The sequence below is a fragment of the Haloarcula sp. HT12 genome (assembly GCF_055271655.1).
This window is the reverse complement of sequence record NZ_JBUXKW010000006.1, coordinates 25,930-44,256: the sequence shown is the minus strand read 5'-3', so window position 1 is coordinate 44,256 and position 18,327 is coordinate 25,930. Positions and strand designations below refer to the sequence as shown.

The 18,327-nt window shown below is 58.1% G+C and carries 21 protein-coding genes; 11 read left to right on the top strand and 10 right to left on the bottom strand.

The features are described 5' to 3' along the window. Window positions 1-6 precede the first annotated feature (6 nt). The 8 genes from ACY9XZ_RS19660 to ACY9XZ_RS19625 form a co-directional block, all read right to left on the bottom strand. Window positions 7-1,068, bottom strand: coding sequence for a hypothetical protein (locus ACY9XZ_RS19660; protein WP_463458683.1), 1,062 nt, complete (start codon window positions 1,066-1,068; stop codon window positions 7-9). Between the two features lie 2 nt (window positions 1,069-1,070). After that, window positions 1,071-1,928 carry a hypothetical protein gene (locus ACY9XZ_RS19655; RefSeq protein WP_463458682.1) on the bottom strand — a complete coding sequence of 286 codons (858 nt, stop codon included), beginning with the start codon at window positions 1,926-1,928 and terminating at the stop codon, window positions 1,071-1,073. Then, complete coding sequence (locus ACY9XZ_RS19650; protein ID WP_463458681.1) at window positions 1,925-3,658, bottom strand: hypothetical protein; 1,734 nt, start codon at window positions 3,656-3,658, stop codon at window positions 1,925-1,927. Before ACY9XZ_RS19650 ends, ACY9XZ_RS19655 begins: the two co-directional genes overlap by 4 nt. A 28-nt stretch (window positions 3,659-3,686) precedes the next feature. After that, on the bottom strand, window positions 3,687-4,106 hold the full coding sequence (locus tag ACY9XZ_RS19645) for a hypothetical protein (protein WP_008364408.1): 420 nt from the start codon (window positions 4,104-4,106) through the stop codon (window positions 3,687-3,689). Window positions 4,107-4,112: 6 nt separating this feature from the next. Beyond that, window positions 4,113-4,391: a hypothetical protein gene (locus tag ACY9XZ_RS19640; RefSeq protein WP_008364407.1), complete on the bottom strand. Its 279-nt coding sequence runs from the start codon at window positions 4,389-4,391 to the stop codon at window positions 4,113-4,115. A 208-nt stretch (window positions 4,392-4,599) separates the two neighbouring features. Continuing rightward, entirely contained in the window at window positions 4,600-4,782 is a 183-nt protein-coding gene (gene xseB / locus ACY9XZ_RS19635; protein WP_463458680.1) for an exodeoxyribonuclease VII small subunit, read from the bottom strand. A 2-nt stretch (window positions 4,783-4,784) separates the two neighbouring features. Continuing rightward, window positions 4,785-5,837 carry an exodeoxyribonuclease VII large subunit gene (xseA, locus tag ACY9XZ_RS19630; protein WP_463458679.1) on the bottom strand — a complete coding sequence of 351 codons (1,053 nt, stop codon included), beginning with the start codon at window positions 5,835-5,837 and terminating at the stop codon, window positions 4,785-4,787. 75 nt (window positions 5,838-5,912) lie between these two features. Next, window positions 5,913-6,080 carry a DNA-binding protein gene (locus ACY9XZ_RS19625; protein WP_004048632.1) on the bottom strand — a complete coding sequence of 56 codons (168 nt, stop codon included), beginning with the start codon at window positions 6,078-6,080 and terminating at the stop codon, window positions 5,913-5,915. 136 nt (window positions 6,081-6,216) lie between these two features. Between ACY9XZ_RS19625 and ACY9XZ_RS19620 the strand changes: the two genes are divergently transcribed. The 7 genes from ACY9XZ_RS19620 (at window position 6,217) to ACY9XZ_RS19590 (ending at window position 12,903) form a co-directional block, all read left to right on the top strand. After that, complete coding sequence (locus tag ACY9XZ_RS19620) at window positions 6,217-6,516, top strand: helix-turn-helix transcriptional regulator (protein WP_463458678.1); 300 nt, start codon at window positions 6,217-6,219, stop codon at window positions 6,514-6,516. A 259-nt stretch (window positions 6,517-6,775) separates the two neighbouring features. Then, window positions 6,776-7,603, top strand: coding sequence for a hypothetical protein (locus ACY9XZ_RS19615; RefSeq protein WP_463458677.1), 828 nt, complete (start codon window positions 6,776-6,778; stop codon window positions 7,601-7,603). Between the two features lie 68 nt (window positions 7,604-7,671). Beyond that, complete coding sequence (locus ACY9XZ_RS19610; protein ID WP_463458676.1) at window positions 7,672-8,895, top strand: competence protein CoiA; 1,224 nt, start codon at window positions 7,672-7,674, stop codon at window positions 8,893-8,895. A 242-nt stretch (window positions 8,896-9,137) separates the two neighbouring features. Beyond that, window positions 9,138-9,815 carry a metal-dependent transcriptional regulator gene (locus tag ACY9XZ_RS19605; protein WP_463458675.1) on the top strand — a complete coding sequence of 226 codons (678 nt, stop codon included), beginning with the start codon at window positions 9,138-9,140 and terminating at the stop codon, window positions 9,813-9,815. A 129-nt stretch (window positions 9,816-9,944) separates the two neighbouring features. After that, window positions 9,945-11,204, top strand: a complete 1,260-nt coding sequence (locus ACY9XZ_RS19600) for a multicopper oxidase domain-containing protein (RefSeq protein WP_233340824.1) — start codon at window positions 9,945-9,947, stop codon at window positions 11,202-11,204. A 1-nt stretch (window position 11,205) separates the two neighbouring features. After that, a complete protein-coding gene (locus ACY9XZ_RS19595; protein WP_463458674.1) occupies window positions 11,206-12,456 on the top strand; it encodes a ZIP family metal transporter in 1,251 nt (416 codons plus the stop codon). A gap of 24 nt (window positions 12,457-12,480) precedes the next feature. Beyond that, complete coding sequence (locus ACY9XZ_RS19590; RefSeq protein ID WP_233340820.1) at window positions 12,481-12,903, top strand: cupredoxin domain-containing protein; 423 nt, start codon at window positions 12,481-12,483, stop codon at window positions 12,901-12,903. A gap of 46 nt (window positions 12,904-12,949) precedes the next feature. On the opposite strand, the gene ACY9XZ_RS19585 is transcribed toward ACY9XZ_RS19590, so the two are convergent. Then, entirely contained in the window at window positions 12,950-13,468 is a 519-nt protein-coding gene (locus ACY9XZ_RS19585) for a winged helix-turn-helix transcriptional regulator (protein ID WP_233340818.1), read from the bottom strand. After that, a complete protein-coding gene (locus ACY9XZ_RS19580; RefSeq protein ID WP_463458673.1) occupies window positions 13,465-13,803 on the bottom strand; it encodes a DUF7471 family protein in 339 nt (112 codons plus the stop codon). The genes ACY9XZ_RS19585 and ACY9XZ_RS19580 overlap by 4 nt, the downstream gene beginning before the upstream one ends. Before the next feature lie 169 nt (window positions 13,804-13,972). Between ACY9XZ_RS19580 and ACY9XZ_RS19575 the strand changes: the two genes are divergently transcribed. The 4 genes from ACY9XZ_RS19575 to ACY9XZ_RS19560 all read left to right on the top strand — a co-directional run bounded on the left by ACY9XZ_RS19575 (window position 13,973) and on the right by ACY9XZ_RS19560 (window position 18,294). Continuing rightward, complete coding sequence (locus tag ACY9XZ_RS19575) at window positions 13,973-14,560, top strand: methyltransferase family protein (RefSeq protein WP_463458672.1); 588 nt, start codon at window positions 13,973-13,975, stop codon at window positions 14,558-14,560. Between the two features lie 76 nt (window positions 14,561-14,636). Beyond that, the gene (locus tag ACY9XZ_RS19570; RefSeq protein WP_463458671.1) at window positions 14,637-15,944 is read left to right on the top strand and encodes a DUF7405 family protein; all 1,308 of its coding nucleotides are present in this window, start codon (window positions 14,637-14,639) and stop codon (window positions 15,942-15,944) included. After that, on the top strand, window positions 15,931-16,992 hold the full coding sequence (locus tag ACY9XZ_RS19565; RefSeq protein WP_463458670.1) for an iron transporter: 1,062 nt from the start codon (window positions 15,931-15,933) through the stop codon (window positions 16,990-16,992). Before ACY9XZ_RS19570 ends, ACY9XZ_RS19565 begins: the two co-directional genes overlap by 14 nt. Window positions 16,993-17,223: 231 nt before the next feature. After that, a complete protein-coding gene (locus ACY9XZ_RS19560; protein ID WP_463458669.1) occupies window positions 17,224-18,294 on the top strand; it encodes an iron transporter in 1,071 nt (356 codons plus the stop codon). The last annotated feature ends 33 nt before the right edge of the window (window positions 18,295-18,327 follow it).

Here is an 18,327-nt window from a genome sequence, read left to right as displayed (position 1 = left end):
GGATTGTTAGTAGCCTCCAGGGTCGTTCTCGGTCCGCCGGTAGGACGGCGTCCCGCTGTCTTCGTCGCTGTTCGCGCCCCGGGCTGCCGCTTTCTGCGCCACAGCGTGTCCCGCTGCGGCCTTCGGTCCCCACCGGGCCGCGGTCGTCGCGACGCCGGCGCCGCCGATGTAGGCCCCAGCGGCGACACCGCCGACGAGGGCCGCTCCTTTCGTCGCACCACCGAGAACCTTCGCCGTCAGTGGGGTTGCGTATTTGAACGTCTTCCAGGTTAGGTAGAGTGCGATCAGCGGGAGCGATGCCGCGACTAGATACCGCAAAAACGGACTACTCGGAGCGATGGCGTTCTGAGAGTACAGCAAGTCGTATCCTTTGAACACCACCGCTGCAGGTAGAGGCAGGACCGCTAACGGGACGAATTTCTTACTGAACCCCATCGCGATATCCGAGAGCACGGGGACGTTTCCGTAGGCCAGCGCGAACGCAATCGGCATCCCATACACGTAGACGTAGAGCAAGACTTCGCGAATGTAGTAGAGTGCCTCCAAAGCCCACATTGAGAGTCCTCCAATCAGTGCGAATACGAGTGAAAGCCCAGGGTTTGTGATTGAGACTTCGAGCAAGTTGAGCATCGCATTGCCCAGCGAACCCAGACTCGGCATCAGGGCGATAGTGAACCCGTCCACGATGTAGAGTCCAAGAATACTGACCCAGTACCAGCTGATAATCAGAAACGCGCCGACCCAAGCTGTTTTCTTGGTGCGCCTGGCCTCGTATGCACTTCCAATATTGAATATACGGATTGTGTGACGGCCCTGAACGCACATCACGAGGAGCAGCAGCGAGATCAACATGATCTCTCCCCCTACAAGCGCGTCCTGAATTGACGGCCAAGGAGCATTACTGGGCTCTCCGAAGACGAATGCACCATCCGTCTCCGGCGTTGGTGTCCCGAACATCTCCTCGGTGAGGGTCTCATAGCCGGAACGCAGGCCGTCCATGAAGAGGCCGACAATCCAATCGACGACCTCTTTGAATCCCTCAAGGACGACGTCGATTAGATCAACCATGGTTAAGCCTCACTGATGGAAATATCGCAGTTATCGGTTTCTTGGGAGCCTGAATACTGGATACTGTACGTTTTGGTGACCCGGTCCCCGCCAACTCGCGTCTCAAGTATTAGTTCAAACTCGCCAGTCTTCGACTCCTTCGAACAAGACGTGCCTGCTCCAGGAACGAAAGCGAAGGGCGAGCGTGAACTATAGAGCGTAATTTGTTCCCCCGGGTCGATAATGACCTGCTCAATCTCTGAGTCGGACTCCGGGTCGTAAATCCCGCTTACGTCTTCATCATCGACATAGTTCGTCCCCTCTTCGTCGGACGGATAGGGGACATCACCAATGAAGAGCAATTTTGTAACCGCATCAGGGCCAGTCCCCTGGTTTTCGAGGGTGACGAAGGCCTCCTCTTCGATTTCGCTTTCTGGTCCATCCCACATCTCTTCAGGCTGGTTTCTACCGATGCCCATCTCGATGATCCCGAGGTTTGGCTGGACAGAATGCGAGCTTTCACCGACTGTTTCCTCACCGCTGAGGGCTACTATTTCGTACTCGCCAGGAGCGTACGCTGTGCCGAGGTCAAATGAGACTTGCTGGGAACCTGCAGCGACCTCCCGCTGTCCGAACAGTTCGCCGTCCGGTTGGATGAGGTTGATCTGGTCGAACTCCGAGTCCGAATCGAACTGGACGATGAGTTCTGTTCCTTCGACAGTCACCTGCTGGAACACACCAGATCCGTCTCCTGGACTTGAACTACCGTTAGGACCGGTGCTTCCGTTGCCATCCAGACAGCCGGCCACGCTCACGAGAGCGGCGCCGGCAACTGTTCGGAGGGCGGTCCGTCTACTGAGGTGGGGATTGTCCTGAGTCATGGTTTCTGTCCGAAGATGTCTTCTGGGCCGAGCATCCGCAGGAGGCGCTTGCCAGCGTAGAACATCACGAAGAAGGGCAGGAGCTGCCAGCCGACCTCGAACACCAGCGCAAACCAGCCGTCGATCGTCCCGAGTGGGTGCCACCGGGCCGTCGCGGTATCACTCACGTACGCCGGGTCGTGACCGAGCCACGAGCCCGGATGGTACCGAGCCGTGTAGATGCCCGGTTCGTCGATGGTCACGATCGCCACCCCCGAGGCGTTGGTCTCAACGCGCTGATCCGCGACCGTGATGTACCCGTTTCGGGTGGTGCCGCCGATTGGATACTGACGGCTATCGTCGAGCCCGATCGGCGCGCCGGTCTGATTATCCCGCAGTTCGACCCTAAGCGTCGCTTGCGACTGATTCTGATGGATGACCTCAACAGTAAGATTGCTGCGGCGGAGCTGCCGCTCGGAGCCGGCGTCCGGCTCGACGATTGACGCATTCACGCCCCGGACGATTCCCGCAACGTGCAGCGCCTCTCGATCGACGTTCTCAGCTCGAACGGCGACGCCGTACGTCGTCGTGTACGACTGGTTGACGATGTCGATATTGATGTTCTCACCGATGGTGCCGACTGGTGACGGGCGGTCAGTCCCCCAGGTCTCGATGAGTTCCGGTCCGTCTCGAACCGGCTCGGCACGCGGTCCGATCCGCGAGGGATAGGCGTGGACGTACACCGGAATCGCGTCTGACTCGACGGTGGCGCTATCCGTGCGATTCGACCGAACGAGCATGTCCCAGTTGGTGTTCCGAGCGGTGTAGAACCGCCAGATTCCACGGACCCGTGCCTCACCGTCCTCCGTGAGCGTGTACCCCTGCCACGGCCGCGACTGGAAGATGGCCACGCCGGCATCGCCGTTCGGATACTCGGCGTAGTAGGGGTACGCCGAGAGGTCGTAGATCTCGACGGCGATCGAATCGGAGACGTTCCGTGTTTCCGTCCGATAGGTGACGTCGACGTCCGTTCGGTCACCCAGGTCGGTCCTGACGGTTTTCTTCAGCCGGACGCTAATCTCCGCTTCCAGCGTGAGATTCGCACTCCAGTCGTCCTCGATCTGGTAGTCGAGGGCTGGCGTATGGGCTCCGTCACGCTCGGCGATGGTCTCGCCGTCCTTCTTCAACCGGACTTCTTCGATCTCGTGCTCCGTGAGCGACCACGAGATAGTCGTGTTCCCGGAGGAACTCCCGTTGGGGACGCGAACGCGGTAATCAACGAACCCGCGCATCGTCCCATTCGGTGCGATGTACAGTGGGGTTTCACCGGACTCGAGGTGTCCACGAGTAGAGGGCTGGACCGCGAAGATCGTCGCGTGAGCATCCTCGATGAAGACGCCGTCCTCGAGGTCTGCGTGCGGTGGATGTACGGACGTATCTGGGCCGCCGGCGTCGAGGTCCTCGAAGTCGTTCCGCGTCCACGTCGCCGCTGTCGCGGGCGGCCGTTTGAACGTAATGTCCGTCCCGTTTGCGACTTGATGGACAGCGGAGCGGTTCTCGCCGTAGCGCTGGCGGTACTCCGCTTGCGTGATGTAGTTGTCCGCATCACGTGACCACAGTGTCGCCGACTCGTTTTCCGTGAGCCCGTTCCCCTCCGTACCCGGTCGCGGCGGGTCAGCGGCGACGATACCCGTGACTAGGCTCGTCGCGAGCAAGCCGGCCATGAGCACGGAGAGCTCTCGATGGTTCATAGGGCTCACAACGGGGACTGCGGAGTGGTTACCAGGGGACGAGGTCGACGCACTGCGCCAGCGGGAGGCCCATCATTGACCCGGCAACCGTATAGAGCGGGCCGAGCACGACGAGGACGACCGCGGACTTCATCGCCGACCGTTTGTGGCGCTTGAGGCCCTTCTTCTGCTCGGGATTGAGGGTGAACATCTCGATGAGGGAGTCTGCCTGCCAGACGATGGCGAGGCCGACGATCCCCAGCGCGGTGGTCAGCTGGAAGAACCCCTCAATCATGCTCGGGAGGTTGTCTGCGCTACAGACCGCGTTACTCTGGGCGGCGACCGGCTGGACAGCGAACAGGCTCAGGAGGACGACGGTGAGCGCTGCCTGTCGAGGGATCTTCCCGGTCAGCGGTGACTGGTTTTCGACGCTACGCTCAGGGTCGGAGGGAGTTTGGTCCTGTGACATAGCGGGTTAATCATCGGTGGCGTCTCCAGCCGTCGGCTGGTTTTGCTGCTCTTCGACGAGCGACTGGAGGTCGTCGAATCGGTTGGTGTCCTCTGCGATCTCTTCGAGCGTGTAGCCCTGCTCGCGGGCCCGTTCGAGGAGGTCGCGGAGTTCATCTGGATCAACACCGCGGACTTCCATTTCCTCGCGGAGGGCGCGGCGATAGAGGGCGGAGGCGTTGATGTGGTCGTTCCACATCAAGTACAGGTCATCGATGTCCTCGATGGTGACTGACCTCGTGATCATACATGCGGGTATGGGTATGCACCGGCTGAGTCCCGGTACATATTGGCGCGGTAGCTGGATGATACCTAAATGCTTTCTGGCCAGCAATAACTGCAAATTTGTTGAGTAAATTATAACCAAATTACTTGTTGCCCTCGTAGAAAAGACTTAACCAACACCTGCCGAGTGCGGTGGGGAGTCTGTTGGTTAAGACCGAGAATCAGCTCGCTTACTCGAGCTCCACAACTTCGCCGCTCCCCTCGTCGAGGATCTCTCGCACTTCGGCCAAGAGTTCCTCACCTTCCTCGTGGAGTGCAGTACCTTCATCGAGGTCGCACTCGTCCGCGTCGAGCTGCTGGATAATCTCCTCGACGCGACTCACCCGATCGTAGATTTCGGCATCTTTAGCCACGGTTAGATCACCCCCAGCCAAAGCCCGGTGATGACCAACAACAGCAATAGCAGCACAGCGATGGCGACCTTGTAGTAAATCGGTGGGAGGCCCTCGGGTGCGGTCGCTTCATCGACTGCTTCAGCGAGCTCCTGTTCGTGTTCGTGTTCCTGCTGGAAGGTCTCGTACGCGGCGTCGAGCTGTTGCTCCAGCGGCTCGATCTTACTCCCAAGGAACTCTTGGCGAGAGTTTACGATATACTCGCCGGCGGCTGTCGGCGTGATCGTCGCGACGTCTGCCACCTGATCTGCGATGAGCCGGTCATCGGTGTGTCCAATCGCGGTGACCACCGGGGTATTGGCGGTGAAGATCGCCTCCGCGACCCGTTCGGTGTTGAAGGCTTGGAGGTTCGAATCACTCCCACCGCCGCGGCCGACGATGATGGCGTCGACGTCCTCCGAGCGGTCGAGATGGTGAATTCCGTTCGCGATGGACGTCGGCGCGTTCGACCCCTGGACGGTTGCGTCTTTCACCAGGATGTCGACGGTGGGGTCCTGTCCGTGAATCGCGTTCTGGATGTCGTACCGGGCGTCTCCTCGAAGGGACGTGACGACGCCGACCCGCTCCGGGAACGCCGGCGGTTGCTGTTTCTGTTCGTCCTCGAACCAGCCACGCTCTTCGAGTTCGCTTCGCAGTCGCTCGACGGCGGCCGCCTGGTCGCCGTCGCCGACGACGATCACCTCCCACGGTTTGAGGTCGATCTTCCCACCTTCGACCCAGTAGTCGATATCGCCCTCAAGGATGACTTCGGTCCCGTCCTCGAAGTCGGCGTCCATCTCCCGGTAACGGTTCGCCCAGATCATACAGGGGAGCTCGGCGTCGCCGTCGGTGAGCGTGAAGTAGAGCGCCGTACTGTTCTTGTGGAGGTCAGTGACCTCCCCGATACAGCGGACGCCGTTGAGGGCAGGCGTGTCCTGGACGACCGACGCAATCCGATCGTTCAGCTGGGACACGCTAAGGACCTCTCTCGCATCGGGTTCGACCGCCTGCCGTTCGGTATCCGGTGCGTCCGCCATCTCCGTTTCCTAACTTCTGAACAGGAACCTCAAAAAGCTACGTTCGAGTGACAGGGTTGGCTGCGTTACGCAGGCCTACAGGTCGCGCGGCTGGACCGTCTTCCGGTCGTTGGCCTCGGCACGCTCTGCGGCATCGTCGAGCAGTTCGGCGACCTCTTCGTTGAGAGCGTCGTAGAAATCTGCCGAGACGTTGTGGTCCGAGAGTGCATCCTTCACGGCTGCTTTGACGATTAGGTCAGACATTCCATCGCGGACTTCTCTTGTCCACCATATAAAGGTTCGAAGTTCTCACGCCGGGTTCTCACCTCGTCGTATCGAATAATGGCCTTTGCGCACCAGAGAGAACATATGCCACCCCTCAAAAATAGGGAACGGACGGATGCACGATCTAACTGGGTTCCAGCGGGACATCTTGTACGTGATCGCCGGGCTCGAGGAACCGCACGGGCTCGCAGTAAAGGCCGAACTCGACGACTACTACGAACAGGAGATCAACCACGGCCGGCTCTATCCGAATCTCGACGACCTCGTCGAGAAAGGGCTCCTCAAGAAAGGCGAACTCGACAAGCGGACCAATCTGTACTCGCTAACGCAACGAGGCTCCCGCGAAATTGAGGCACGTCGAGAGTGGGAAGACGAATATATCGAGTCTACAGAAGAGGTCACTACGCCGACCTAGATGCTATTTTTCGCACAGTCTTCTACAGACGAGGAGGGAGAGACAGTCCTTCCTGAAGAGGTAGAGGATGGTACTGACGTCGTGTGCCCAGCCTGTGGCGGAACGATGCGACCACGGGGCCCATTTGATGATGGCCGTGCCCGCCATTTCTACCACGTCACTGCGGGCTCGAAGACCTTGACGGTCAGTTGCTCCGGAGGAGAGTCGGATCCCCACCGAAAGATGAAATCCCTCGCAGTCTCGGCGTTGCGGCAGCGGTTTGACCAATACGTCCGTTGCGGACCCGAGGTCACCGTCGACGTCCCCCAATACGCCGACGCTTGCTAATTCCCGCCGGGCAGATGCCCTCGTCGAATTTCCCGCTGATGACACAAACGACTACCTTGGGCGTGGATTGATCGTTGAGGTACAATACGCAAACGAAGACAAAGACCTCAACGCGGTCACGCACGACTATCTCTCGGCCGGATATAGCGTCTACTGGGCCAGCCCTGAGGATTTTACGAACGACCGATTCTGTATTGAGGAGATGGTCGTCGCATTCGACAAACGGGCTGAGGCCGCCTTCGCAGCTTCGTGGGCAGACCCTCCAGAGGTAGATCCACCTGAGGAGTATCTCGAGCGGTTCGTGAACGCTGATTCCCTAACATTCTCCGACCCGAATCCGGACTGTGATCATACCTGGAAATACGGAGGGAGTGACCTCCACGACCGGGATTTCTGTAAACACTGTCGGCTTGAGCGCTGGAAAGAGAGAGCTGTTGATGCCTATATCTTTGATGAGTCGACCATCAAGACGAGCTCAGATCTTGCTGACAGAGCTGCTCAAGCAGCGTTTGAACAGCGAGAAAAGGAGGAGAAGAAAGAAGACCATCAACACGTCTGGGAACCGCGAGGAGAGAACCGCTATCGGTGCCGGTGTGGGGCCCGTCTCAAAAAGCACAACGGAGAGGAGATCATCTCAAATGATCCGTTCGAGGACTTCTCTGAGATGACGACCACAGACCCCCAGTACTGCGACCACATTTGGGAACGTGAGGACGGATGCATGAAGTGTATCTCCTGCGGAATTGAGGACCCGCTCTAACCAGTTCCGTCTTGCACTGACCTACAGCTGGGAGAGATTATTTGCTTACCGAGATGTTCTTTGCCGATATGCCCTTCCGCGGTCGTCGTGACGGTCGCCCGGTCGTCCCCGCCATTATCGACGATGGAGAAGCCGTCACCTGTCCGGTATGCGGTGGGACGATGTACCCGCGATCGGCGCCGGGCAAGTCTCGACACTTCTACCACGTATCAGACGACGCCGGCCAGCGCTGCTCGAATGGCGGCGAGTCAGAGACACACGAACGCGCAGTCGCCCGTGTCGAGGTCGCTCTGCACCAGCAATTCGGAGAAAACGCCCGCATCGAGACAGAGGTAGACGTCGACCTGTCCGAGGTGCCGACACCTGTGACCGAACGCCGGGCCGACGCACTCGCGGCCTTTGACGATTGGAACCCTTACTTCGGGGAAGGCCTCGCCGTTGAGGTACAGCACAGCCACGAGGACAAGGACGTCCATCAGGTGACGCATGACTACTTGGCCGCTGGGTACTCGGTCGTCTGGATACGCGCGGCAACAGTCCTTCTCGATATGTTTGACTACGACACGATCGGTACCGAATTTGAGCAAGACGACGGTTCTGGATACGCCCAACGCACGAGCAAAGCTAGCCGATTTACGAACTGTCAAGCGCTCCTGTACAACGGCGAGCACGCGTGGGAGCGGGTGCCGTCCTATGCCCACCCCCGCGGGCAGGATGACCTGATCACGTACGATATCTGCGCTGGCCAGGGTTGCGAGCTACGCCGGCTTCACGAACCCGACGGCAGTTACACCTATACCGAGAGCGAGGAGTACGGCCCCGACTTTCCCCTGAAAGCGCTCAAGAATGCGATTGTACGAGAATACGACCGGGACCCGTTCTGGAAGTGGGCAGGAAGCCAGTACCATTTCGCGCAGGTGGAGAAGCTGCTTGCGACACGGCCTGAGATAGAGCGCTGTCGGGGGCCGAAGGGGTTTCATGAATGGGGGCGGCGAGAAACGCTCTGGACGAACCATTCCGACCAGCCGTTAATTGAACTCCGTGAGTGTATGTACTGCCCCGTTCGGTTAGTAACGAACCATCGAGGACGCTCAGGACACAGTACATTCTGTCTCTACGGTCGAGAGCCTGATCTCGACTGGGACGACGTGTATTTCCAGGCCAGCCCTCCCGAGTGCGATCACTACCTCTACGACGAGGATGCGATCGAAGATTACTGCCCCAAGTGCGGCGCGACAATGGAGACTCCCGAGACAACGCTCCGCGACCACACGAGCTGGATTCCGCCGTAAGGGGGCAGATCACTCATGTCTGATCGCTGATATCGTTGCGAGTTTAAGAAGGGCGCTTGATTTGTCTGGCACCCCAGCCCGGATTGCAGACGGCAGGTCAACTATCCAACGGTGGTCTTCTCGTACCTGCGTATCATTTCCAAGGCAAAGAGTAGGAACAGCGGAAAGACGCTCTCCAACGCGATATGTAGGAAACTCGGCTATAGCAAATTATAAATTTAGCCACGTCTAATCTCTCTCCAATGCTGAGTACGATCATGGAGGACTATCTCAAAGCGGTCTATTATCTCCAGAACGAAACGGACGACCGGGTACGAACCTCACCTCTCGCTGAGTATATGGATGTAGAGCAACCGACGGTTACCAGTATGATGAAAAAGCTGTCAGAGCGTGGGTTCGTACATTACGAACCCTATCAGGGGGTCGAACTCACCGATACTGGAATTCCTGTCGCTCTCGAAATCATTCGCCACCACCGGCTCTTAGAACGGTATCTGACGGACCACCTTGAGTATGATTGGGCAGAGGTACACGACGAAGCAGATCGTCTCGAACATCATATCAGTAGCCAGTTCGCCGACCGCATTGCAGAGCAACTAGGTGATCCAGCGATTGATCCGCATGGTGACCCGATTCCTACGGCGGATCTGGACGTTTCGGAAGCAAAACCTGGTGACACACTTGCTGATCACCAAATGGGCGAAAGCGTTCGAATCGAACGGGTACCGGACAAAGATCCAGATCTACTTCGGTACTTATCCGAGCACGGGATTCACCCCGGAATTGTCGTGACCATTGTCGAGACAACTTCATTTGGAATGGTCACACTTGACCCTGGTAGTGGAGACGACCTGGTTGCACTACCCGAAGAAGTTGCACATTCTATTTCTACCCAATCTCTGGCTAAGAGTACTAACTAAGTAGCTCGAAAGCCCCCACCACCCCTGATTAGTTTAGACTCACTCAAAGTTTAGATGGGTCTAATTTATATATTGGGTGTCTCAACTAGCGCATATGGGTATCCGAAGATCCGGCCAGCGGAGGAGATTATGCCATCGATAGATTACGAGAGTGCAGCAGACATCACAAAACAGCTCGAAGAGCGACTGGTCGACTCACTCACTGGTGAGACGAGCGTCAGTCGCCGCACGGTACTCGGCGGTCTCGGTGTCGCCGGGAGTGCAGCCGTCGGACTCGGGAGTTCTCGGGCAAGTGCCGCCTCCGATCACGACGATGAGGATGAACACGGTAACTTCGGTGCGGTTGGCGAATACCGGGATTTGGATTTCGACCCCCACGAGTTCCTCACCGCGTTCAATACCGGGGACAGCGGCCAGGATAACGTTCCCCAGCAGGTCTACGAGGAGGATGGCCGGACCGTGCGGGAGTTCGAGTTCACTGCCGTCGACACCACGATAGCAATCGCGCCGGGCGTCGAGTTCCAGGCGTGGGCGTACAACGGCCAGGTGCCGGGTCCGACGATCCGCGCCGTTGAAGGCGACCTGATCCGCGTCAAATTCACCAACCTGGGGCGGCACGCGCACACGATTCATCCGCACCTGAAGAACCTCAACCCGCGAATGGATGGGATCCCCCAGAACGGGCCGGGCGTCCTTGATACGGGTGAATCCTTTACCTATGAATGGCTCGCCCAACCCGCTGGTACGCACTTCTATCACTGCCACTCGCTACCGCTGAAAGAGCACATCCATCGTGGGCTCTACGGGACGATCATCGTCGATCCGGATCCCGAACGTGTCAGGGAAAATCCACGCGATTACGTCAACTACCCGGGCCCGATTACCGACGACTTTCGAGCGCAACTCGTCGAGGAGGCGAAGAGCCGGAACCACGAGTACGCCGAAAACGACGCCGTCAACGAGATGGTTATGGTGATGAACTCGTTCGATACCAACTTCGACGGTGGCAATGAGGTCTACGCGGCGAACACGCGGGCGTTCGCGTACGGCGTCGGCGAGACTGACGGCAACGGCAACTGGACGGCGGGCGAGACGAAACGCCCCATCCAGATCGACAAAAACGAACGCCAGCGCGTGTACCTCTCCAATGCGACAGAGTTCGACCTTATCAATTCGTTCCACACGCACTCGCAGTTCTTCGACTACTACGACCACGGGACGACGCTGACGCCGACGAACAAGACTGTGGACACTATCATGCAGTGTCAAGCCCAGCGGGGTATCATTGAGATCGACTACTCTGACCATGAGCCGGGGCTGTATATGTTCCACGCCCATCAGTCGGAGTTCGCTGAACTCGGCTGGATGAGCTTCTTCGAGGTGGTTTAACATGGCGGACAAGACACAAGACACGACGACGGACGGTGGTGTAACAGCCGAGAACGAAATCACACGACCACTCGGGCTTCCGCGATGGGTTAGCGCGGTACTCCCGATCGTGTTGCTTGTGCTCGTCTTGGGCGTGTTCGCGTTCACGTCACCGCTCGCCGGCGTCCAGAGTGGTGAACCGCTTCCCGACGTGACGGTCACGCACACGACGCTTCCAAGCGACGAAACGGTCGTGTTGCACGTGACGAACAATGGGCCCGAATCCGTGACGATATCCCAGGTCCTGGTCGATGAAGCCTACTGGGATTTCCGTGTCGAAGGGGCAGGTGGTGACCGAACACTAGCCCCGATGGAAAGCGCACAGATCGTGATCCCCTATCACTGGAATCCAGGGTGGGATCTCGAAGTCGCTCTTGTCCTCTCTGACGGAGCGACGTTCCATAATACGATCGTCGCTCCGAGTCAGTCACCTGGATTTAGCCTCAGTCTGCTTGGGACGCTTGCAGTCATCGGGCTGTTCGTCGGCGTGATCCCGGTCGCATTAGGGATGCTGTGGTTCCCCTACATCAAGACGATGAGCGATCGCTGGCTGCATGCCGTGCTCATATTCGCGGCCGGTGTCCTGGGATTCTTGGCGTTCGACGCCGGGTTCGAAGCATTCGAACTCGCCGAGCGGGTTCCCGGCGCATACGAGGGCAACCTCCTTGTCGTCTTCGGGATCTTCGGCGCACTCCTCCTCGTCCAGGCGATTAGCGCGTGGCGTGAGGGGCGTGTCGCCGCTGGCGATAGTCGGGCGAGTAGCGGTCTCTGGATCGCCTATCTGGTCGCAGTCGGAATCGGCCTGCACAACCTCGCAGAGGGGCTGGCGATCGGAAGTTCGTTTGCACTCGGGCGTGTGTCACTCGGCGCATTCCTCGTAATCGGATTCATGCTCCACAACGTGACGGAAGGCCCGGCTGTCGTTGCGCCGGTCGCCCGGGGAGAACGCCCGTCGCTCAAGCACTTCATCGCGCTCGGCGTCATCGCCGGCGCACCCGTCATCCTCGGTGGTTGGATTGGCAGTCTCGCCTACTCGCCGACGATCGGTGCGTTCTTCCTCGCAATCGGGGTGGGTGCAATCCTGCAGGTCAACTGGGAGATTGCGCGAATGGTTCGGGATGCAGGCGGTCGCGTGGCCAGCGCCACGAATCTGCTTGCGTTCCTGCTCGGTCTCGGCGTTATGTACCTGACCGACCTCTTCGTGGCGCTCTAATAGGTACCACCCATTTCTGTTACAATGTCACTCGAATTCTACGATCGACGGGCGGTGTTGCGACTTAGCAGTGCCACCCTGGCTACTGTCGGCACCGCGGGATGTTTGAGCGGACAGCCATCGTCAATCCAGACCGTCACGATGCCCGACGACCTCACGTTTGAGCCGGAGACTACGACGATCGAAACAGGGGAGACGGTAACGTGGACGAACGAGAGCGACATCGACCACACAGTCACAGCGTATGAAGACGAGCTTCCAGACGAGGCCGCGTACTTCGCAAGTGGTGGCTTCGAATCAGAGCGGGCTGCGAGGAACCGGGTCACCGAAGGGCTCATCGCCCCGGGCGAGGACTACAAGCACACGTTCGAGGAACCAGGCACGTACGGGTACTTTTGTATCCCCCACGAGAGTTCTGGAATGACCGGGACTGTTCGAGTGAAGTAATCGAACAAGCAAGTTCTCGTTCCGACGCAACACATCCGCAAACTCGTTAGGACCCGTCCGCCAGTAGACTATCGACGAGGCGGGTGAACCGGTCGATCATCCGATCGGACAGCGAGGGTGTAATCTCTTCGAGGAGACGAGCGGTCTCAGTCGGCTCGGCTGCGACCAGCGTCACGTGATTATTGGCATCTCGGTGTTTCTCGATGAGGTTCTGCTCCGTCAAATGATTCAAATGCCACTCGAGGGTCCCCCGAGCAATCCCGAGGGACTCTGTGACAGCGTTCGGTCTGGATGGCCCCTGTTCGAGAACATAGAATAAAATGTCGCGTGCTGTTTCCCGGCGAAGGACAGCGATTGCTCCCCGCTCCCACGCATCATATTCAGGTGTGTAATAGTGGGTCCTACCATAGAGAGGCAGTTCGACCACCCTCCCTTGGTTCTGGAGTTCCCTGAGATGGTACTGTACCTGTCCCGGTGCGAGGTCAAGTCTCCGCGTGAGTGCGTTGAAGTGTTCTCCAGGGTGGGTGGCAATATACTCGTGAATCCGGTCACGTTGGTGTGTCATGTATCGAATTTGGTCTCGTTCGAAATGGTTCGGGAGTGATAGACCGCAGCGATGACGAGCGCGACAAGAATGACATCAAGTCCGTGTTCGAGGAGGTGATGCTCGGCTTGTGAGAACACACCTACGATGGTGATCCCTGCAACCGCAGAGCGTCCAAGAAGGGCAGCCAGCGCAGCGACGATTAACAGATATGGACGGGATTGGCGCTGAACGAACGCGCCGATCGCAAGTCCCAGAAGTACCGCTGTACCCGCAGCCGCGGCGGTGATCACCGCGAGCAACGGAAGGGACTGCGCACCGGTAAACTCGCTATGGAGTGGGACAAATCCCGCCATGTGGGCTGAATTTGAAACGCAGTTACCTGACAACGTCGATTCGAGTTACCCCGGATGTTAGAATTGTAGAGAGTGGTCGGTGGTTCCAAACCTCTTCAGAGGGAGGAGGCTCCAGGTGCGAACCACGATTGTCTCACTTTTTTGTCCTTCACTATCACGACATACACGTATGTCCTCGTTCTCAGATCGTGCGCTCCTGGCGACTGTCGCCGCGGATGTTACACTGATTCTAGGGTACATCATCAGCGCGGTTCATCCCGACCGTCGAGTGTGGCCCATCGGCGACAGCTCCTGGCGGTGGTGGTTCAATTGGTCAGCGCTCTCCGTGGTGTTCGCTGGATTTCCCGTGCTTGCCGCGCTCGATCGGGACTCATTCATTGTCACCGAACGATGGAGCAAACTCGCAGGGAGCGGTATCGCCGCACTCGGGATGGGATTTGCCCTCTCAGCACTCTTCGAACTTGGCTGGATGGAAAGCAGTGGAAGAGAAGGGGAGCTTCGGACGGACGGTATTTACCAGTACACGCGCAACCCACAGAGTGTAGGATTCATTACGTTCATCGTCGGCGCGATCATCGCAGTGAACTCCCGAAAACTGGCTGTACACGGCATCTTGACCATCCTCGTGTACGCACTGTTCCCGTTTGCCGAAGAACCGTGGCTACGAGAGCAGTATGGCCAGGAATATGAGCAATACCGCGAACGGACCCCCCGATTTATCGGGAGGGACTTGGTAAAGAAGCTCATCACTAGATAGTCCGCTATCGACCTTGAGCGGGGATTCGAGAACTCTACCAGAACCGCTTTTCAATTGACTTCCTAACTACCGGGTAATGACTGACGAGCGAGGGATTCCTCGCAGAGAATTCCTCAAGTCGGCCGTCGCTATCGGAGGAGCAGCGGCATTTAGTGCCTGTCTAGGCCGTGAAGAGGTCGATGTCCCGACGGGCCCGGATGATCTCTCGTCGTATTCACAACGTCAACACGCTTGGAATGAGGTCCTCCCACGGGACGACCATGGGAACGTCATCGCTCCGAGCCATCGTGTGCTCCTCTATTTGAATTACCGACGAGACGGGCCCCCGAACGAAGACGACCGTGACCAAGTTGAAACAGCTCTCCGTGGGATCGAACACGCCTACGAGCGAAGCGGGGGCGGGTTATTGCTCACGGTGAGTTATTCCCCAGCATACTTCGACCGATTCGACGAATCGCTTCCCGAAGACGTTGACCTCCCTGATCCGGAAGCACTTGCGCCATTCGAGGATCCCGAGTTCGATACGCCCGATGCAGTCGTCCATCTCGCGAGTAACACAGCACAGGTGGTGCTCGGTGCCGAAGAAGCCCTCAAAGGAAACAAATCGACGCTCAACGGTGTTGATCAGCCTGATGCTACGCTGACCGATGTCTTCTCAATCGCCGACCGGCGAACGGGATTTATCGGGGATGGACTCCCGGCGAAGAATGCAAACGATGCGGAGGGTGTTCCGGCCGATAAGGTCCCCGAAGACGCGCCGCTGTTTATGGGATTCAAGTCGGGGTTCAAAAAGAACCAGGCCAGTGAAGACCGCGTTACGATCCGGTCGGGACCGTTCGCCGGTGGAACGACCCAGCACATCTCCAAGATCCAGCTCAATCTCAATCAGTGGTACAATCAGGACGATCGCTGGCAGCGTGAGGCGAAAATGTTCTGTCCGTACCACGCCGAGAACGACGTAATCGAGGGCGCTGGAGACAATCTCGGTACCAGCAGCAAAGTCGACGACTGTCAGCCGACGGATGAAACGGCCCGCGAGATGGGCGTCGTCGGCCACTCCCAGAAATCCGCCCGTGCTCGCGATGACGATGACTCGCCTCTCATCCTTCGGCGCGACTTCGATTCTACCGACGATGGAACCGCTAGTCTTCACTTTTTAGCGCTCCAGCGACAGATCACCGATTTCGTCGAGACAAGAGAAGCGATGAACGGCACTGATGTCACCGAGCAGTCGGCCGTCGGTCAGCGAAACAACAACGGCATCCTGCAGTACATCCGTACGGAACGTCGCGGTAATTTCCTTGTCCCCCCACGGTCGTTGCGTTCGCTGCCGCCTGCGCGACCGGTCGAAAACGCCCAGAAGGTGACGCATGAATCGTCGTGACGTGCTTCGGATGGTCGGGGGCAGTTCACTCGTTGTACTTGCGGGGTGTACCAGCCTGTTCGAGACGCGATCAGCGCAGGCACCACCGCTTCCCGAGAACCGCCCGGACGCCGTCTACTATCCGACTCACTATGAGGGTATGAAAATGCCCGGGATGAAGGAACAGGGCGGGTACAAGTGTGCACTCACGTACTCGTATGCGCACCGCTTCTGGTTGATGAAGCCAAACGGGATCACGAAGGTCGAGATTCAACCGGAGGATTCGATCCATCTCATGCCGGTCGTTTGGGAGACACAGACGGGAATTATCCCACCCGACGTCAACCCGCAACTCACAATCACGCAGGACGGTGAATCAGTCGACCAGTTCGCGCCGTGGCCGATGCTCTCCCAGCCGATGGGCTTTCACTTCGGCGATAACGCACAACTCCAGGGCGACGGCACATACACTATCGAGGTCAGCATTGGCGGGCCGTCAACACGACGGACGGGATCGTTGGCCGAGAATCAGGGGAACGCATCGTTCACATTCGACTTCGAGTTCAGCGAATCGACGCTTAACGAGATCTCGTACACGGACATCCCCGACGACAGGGAAGGCACGAAGGGTGCTGTCGCCCTGATGGACATGGAGATGTTATCGAACTCGCAAGTGCCGACACCGGACGCGCTCCCCGGGGACGTTCGTGGATCGGGGACGAGTGGGGACGCGAAGTTCGTGGTTACGGTCCTCGATGATGCATCACGTTTCGGTGGTGACGAGGAGCAGAAGTATCTCGCTGTTTCTCCACGCACGCCCTACAACCGAACGATGCTGCCGATGATGTCACTGTCGGCAACACTGCAACGCGACGGTACGTCGGTGTTCGACGAAATTCTGCAGGCAACCATCGATCCAGATCTCCGCTATCACTACGGGACGATGGTCGCAGACGTACAGACGGGAGATGAGCTGACGATCACGGTCGATTCGCCCCCACAAACGGCTCGCCATGAAGGATACGAGACAGCCTTCGTTGATATGCCGGACGTGCAGGTGACGTTGTAGTTCCAAAGGTGTCTTTAGAATTCCAATCAAAGCCAAACCCATGGAAGAGAAGCACCTCCTACTGGCGGCGTTACTCGGCGTTGTCTCGCTACTGGTACTCACCGGATTCGTCGTTCGCTTGGTGTAAGGGTTCACCGGGAATCCGAGGCTGGCAGTTACAGATACCTCCGGTTGACGACAGCGGAGTCGAATCAATATGAACCAACCAAACACAGCACCTCAGATGAGACAATGAATCGACGAACGTTTCTCAAACAGGGGGCCGCACTCTCAGGTGGCCTGCTGCTGTCTGGTTGCCTGGGGCGGCTCGGATTCGAGACGCAATCTGCGTGGCGTGATCCACCGCTTGTGGAGGATCGGCCTGAAGCCGTCTACTATCCCGCTATCATCGAAGGGATGGGGATGTACGGAACGACGACGGCCGGCGACATTGGATTTGCGCTGATGCATTCCTTCCCGCACCGCTTCTGGAACCTCACCGGATCACGCAAGACGAAAGTCGTCGTTGGATCAGATGATTCGGTGCATCTGATGGCGAGTGTCTGGGACACCGAGACGGAGACGATTCTCCCGGTCGACATCTCTGTCGAAATCAGCAACAGCGGCAGCCAGGTGTCTTCTACCAACCTCTGGCCGATGATTTCGCCAAATATGGGATTCCACTACGGCGACAATATTGCCCTTCCAGGGGAAGGCCAGTATGATGTGACGCTTCAGGTCGGCCCGCTGCATACGGCCCGTACTGACCCGCTCAAAGACCGATTTACACAGGGACAGTCAGCGACGATGCAGTTCACGTTCGATACGAGTGAAACGTACAACTTGGAAATCCGTCGACTGGGCGAGAAGGCGGGCACCCGGGGGACGGTCGATCTCATGGACATGGAGATGGTTCCTGAACCGGTGGTCCCACCAACATCTGAGCTTCCAGGTCGACTACTCCACGAGGGACAGTCTGGTGATGCGACGATGCCCGTGACTCTCGTCGAGGGTGACCATCGGTTTAGCGATGCAGTGGGTCCCTACCTGTTCGTTTCCCCACGAACGCCGTACAACCGCGTGATGCTCCCGCGGATGGCGTTGTCAGCAACAATCAATCGAGGCGGGGACACAATCGCCCAAGGACCACTTCAAGCGACCCTTGACCCGAATATCGGGAGCATCTATGGGATGGCGCTTGATGAACTTAGGTCGGGCGACACGGTCAGAATCACCGTTGAGACGCCACCACAACTGGCACGTCACGATGGCTACGAAACCGCGTTTATCGATATGGACCCAATAGAGTTCACTGTCGAGTGACTCCTCTCGTGGTCAGATCGCGTATTTTGGGCG

Excerpts from the sequence above, each read along its gene's own strand:
- ACY9XZ_RS19560 (WP_463458669.1), top strand. The coding sequence starts at position 17,224 with ATGAATCGACGAACGTTTCTCAAACAGGGGGCCGCACTCTCAGGTGGC.
- ACY9XZ_RS19600 (WP_233340824.1), top strand. The coding sequence starts at position 9,945 with ATGCCATCGATAGATTACGAGAGTGCAGCAGACATCACAAAACAGCTC.
- ACY9XZ_RS19650 (WP_463458681.1), bottom strand. The coding sequence starts at position 3,658 with ATGAACCATCGAGAGCTCTCCGTGCTCATGGCCGGCTTGCTCGCGACG.
- xseA (WP_463458679.1), bottom strand. The coding sequence starts at position 5,837 with ATGGCGGACGCACCGGATACCGAACGGCAGGCGGTCGAACCCGATGCG.
- ACY9XZ_RS19625 (WP_004048632.1), bottom strand. The coding sequence starts at position 6,080 with ATGTCTGACCTAATCGTCAAAGCAGCCGTGAAGGATGCACTCTCGGAC.
- ACY9XZ_RS19645 (WP_008364408.1), bottom strand. The coding sequence starts at position 4,106 with ATGTCACAGGACCAAACTCCCTCCGACCCTGAGCGTAGCGTCGAAAAC.
- ACY9XZ_RS19605 (WP_463458675.1), top strand. The coding sequence starts at position 9,138 with ATGCTGAGTACGATCATGGAGGACTATCTCAAAGCGGTCTATTATCTC.
- ACY9XZ_RS19655 (WP_463458682.1), bottom strand. The coding sequence starts at position 1,928 with ATGACTCAGGACAATCCCCACCTCAGTAGACGGACCGCCCTCCGAACA.
- ACY9XZ_RS19590 (WP_233340820.1), top strand. The coding sequence starts at position 12,481 with ATGTCACTCGAATTCTACGATCGACGGGCGGTGTTGCGACTTAGCAGT.
- ACY9XZ_RS19595 (WP_463458674.1), top strand. The coding sequence starts at position 11,206 with ATGGCGGACAAGACACAAGACACGACGACGGACGGTGGTGTAACAGCC.
- ACY9XZ_RS19620 (WP_463458678.1), top strand. The coding sequence starts at position 6,217 with ATGCACGATCTAACTGGGTTCCAGCGGGACATCTTGTACGTGATCGCC.
- ACY9XZ_RS19585 (WP_233340818.1), bottom strand. The coding sequence starts at position 13,468 with ATGACACACCAACGTGACCGGATTCACGAGTATATTGCCACCCACCCT.
- ACY9XZ_RS19575 (WP_463458672.1), top strand. The coding sequence starts at position 13,973 with ATGTCCTCGTTCTCAGATCGTGCGCTCCTGGCGACTGTCGCCGCGGAT.
- ACY9XZ_RS19565 (WP_463458670.1), top strand. The coding sequence starts at position 15,931 with ATGAATCGTCGTGACGTGCTTCGGATGGTCGGGGGCAGTTCACTCGTT.
- ACY9XZ_RS19570 (WP_463458671.1), top strand. The coding sequence starts at position 14,637 with ATGACTGACGAGCGAGGGATTCCTCGCAGAGAATTCCTCAAGTCGGCC.
- ACY9XZ_RS19580 (WP_463458673.1), bottom strand. The coding sequence starts at position 13,803 with ATGGCGGGATTTGTCCCACTCCATAGCGAGTTTACCGGTGCGCAGTCC.
- ACY9XZ_RS19610 (WP_463458676.1), top strand. The coding sequence starts at position 7,672 with ATGCCCTTCCGCGGTCGTCGTGACGGTCGCCCGGTCGTCCCCGCCATT.
- ACY9XZ_RS19640 (WP_008364407.1), bottom strand. The coding sequence starts at position 4,391 with ATGATCACGAGGTCAGTCACCATCGAGGACATCGATGACCTGTACTTG.
- ACY9XZ_RS19660 (WP_463458683.1), bottom strand. The coding sequence starts at position 1,068 with ATGGTTGATCTAATCGACGTCGTCCTTGAGGGATTCAAAGAGGTCGTC.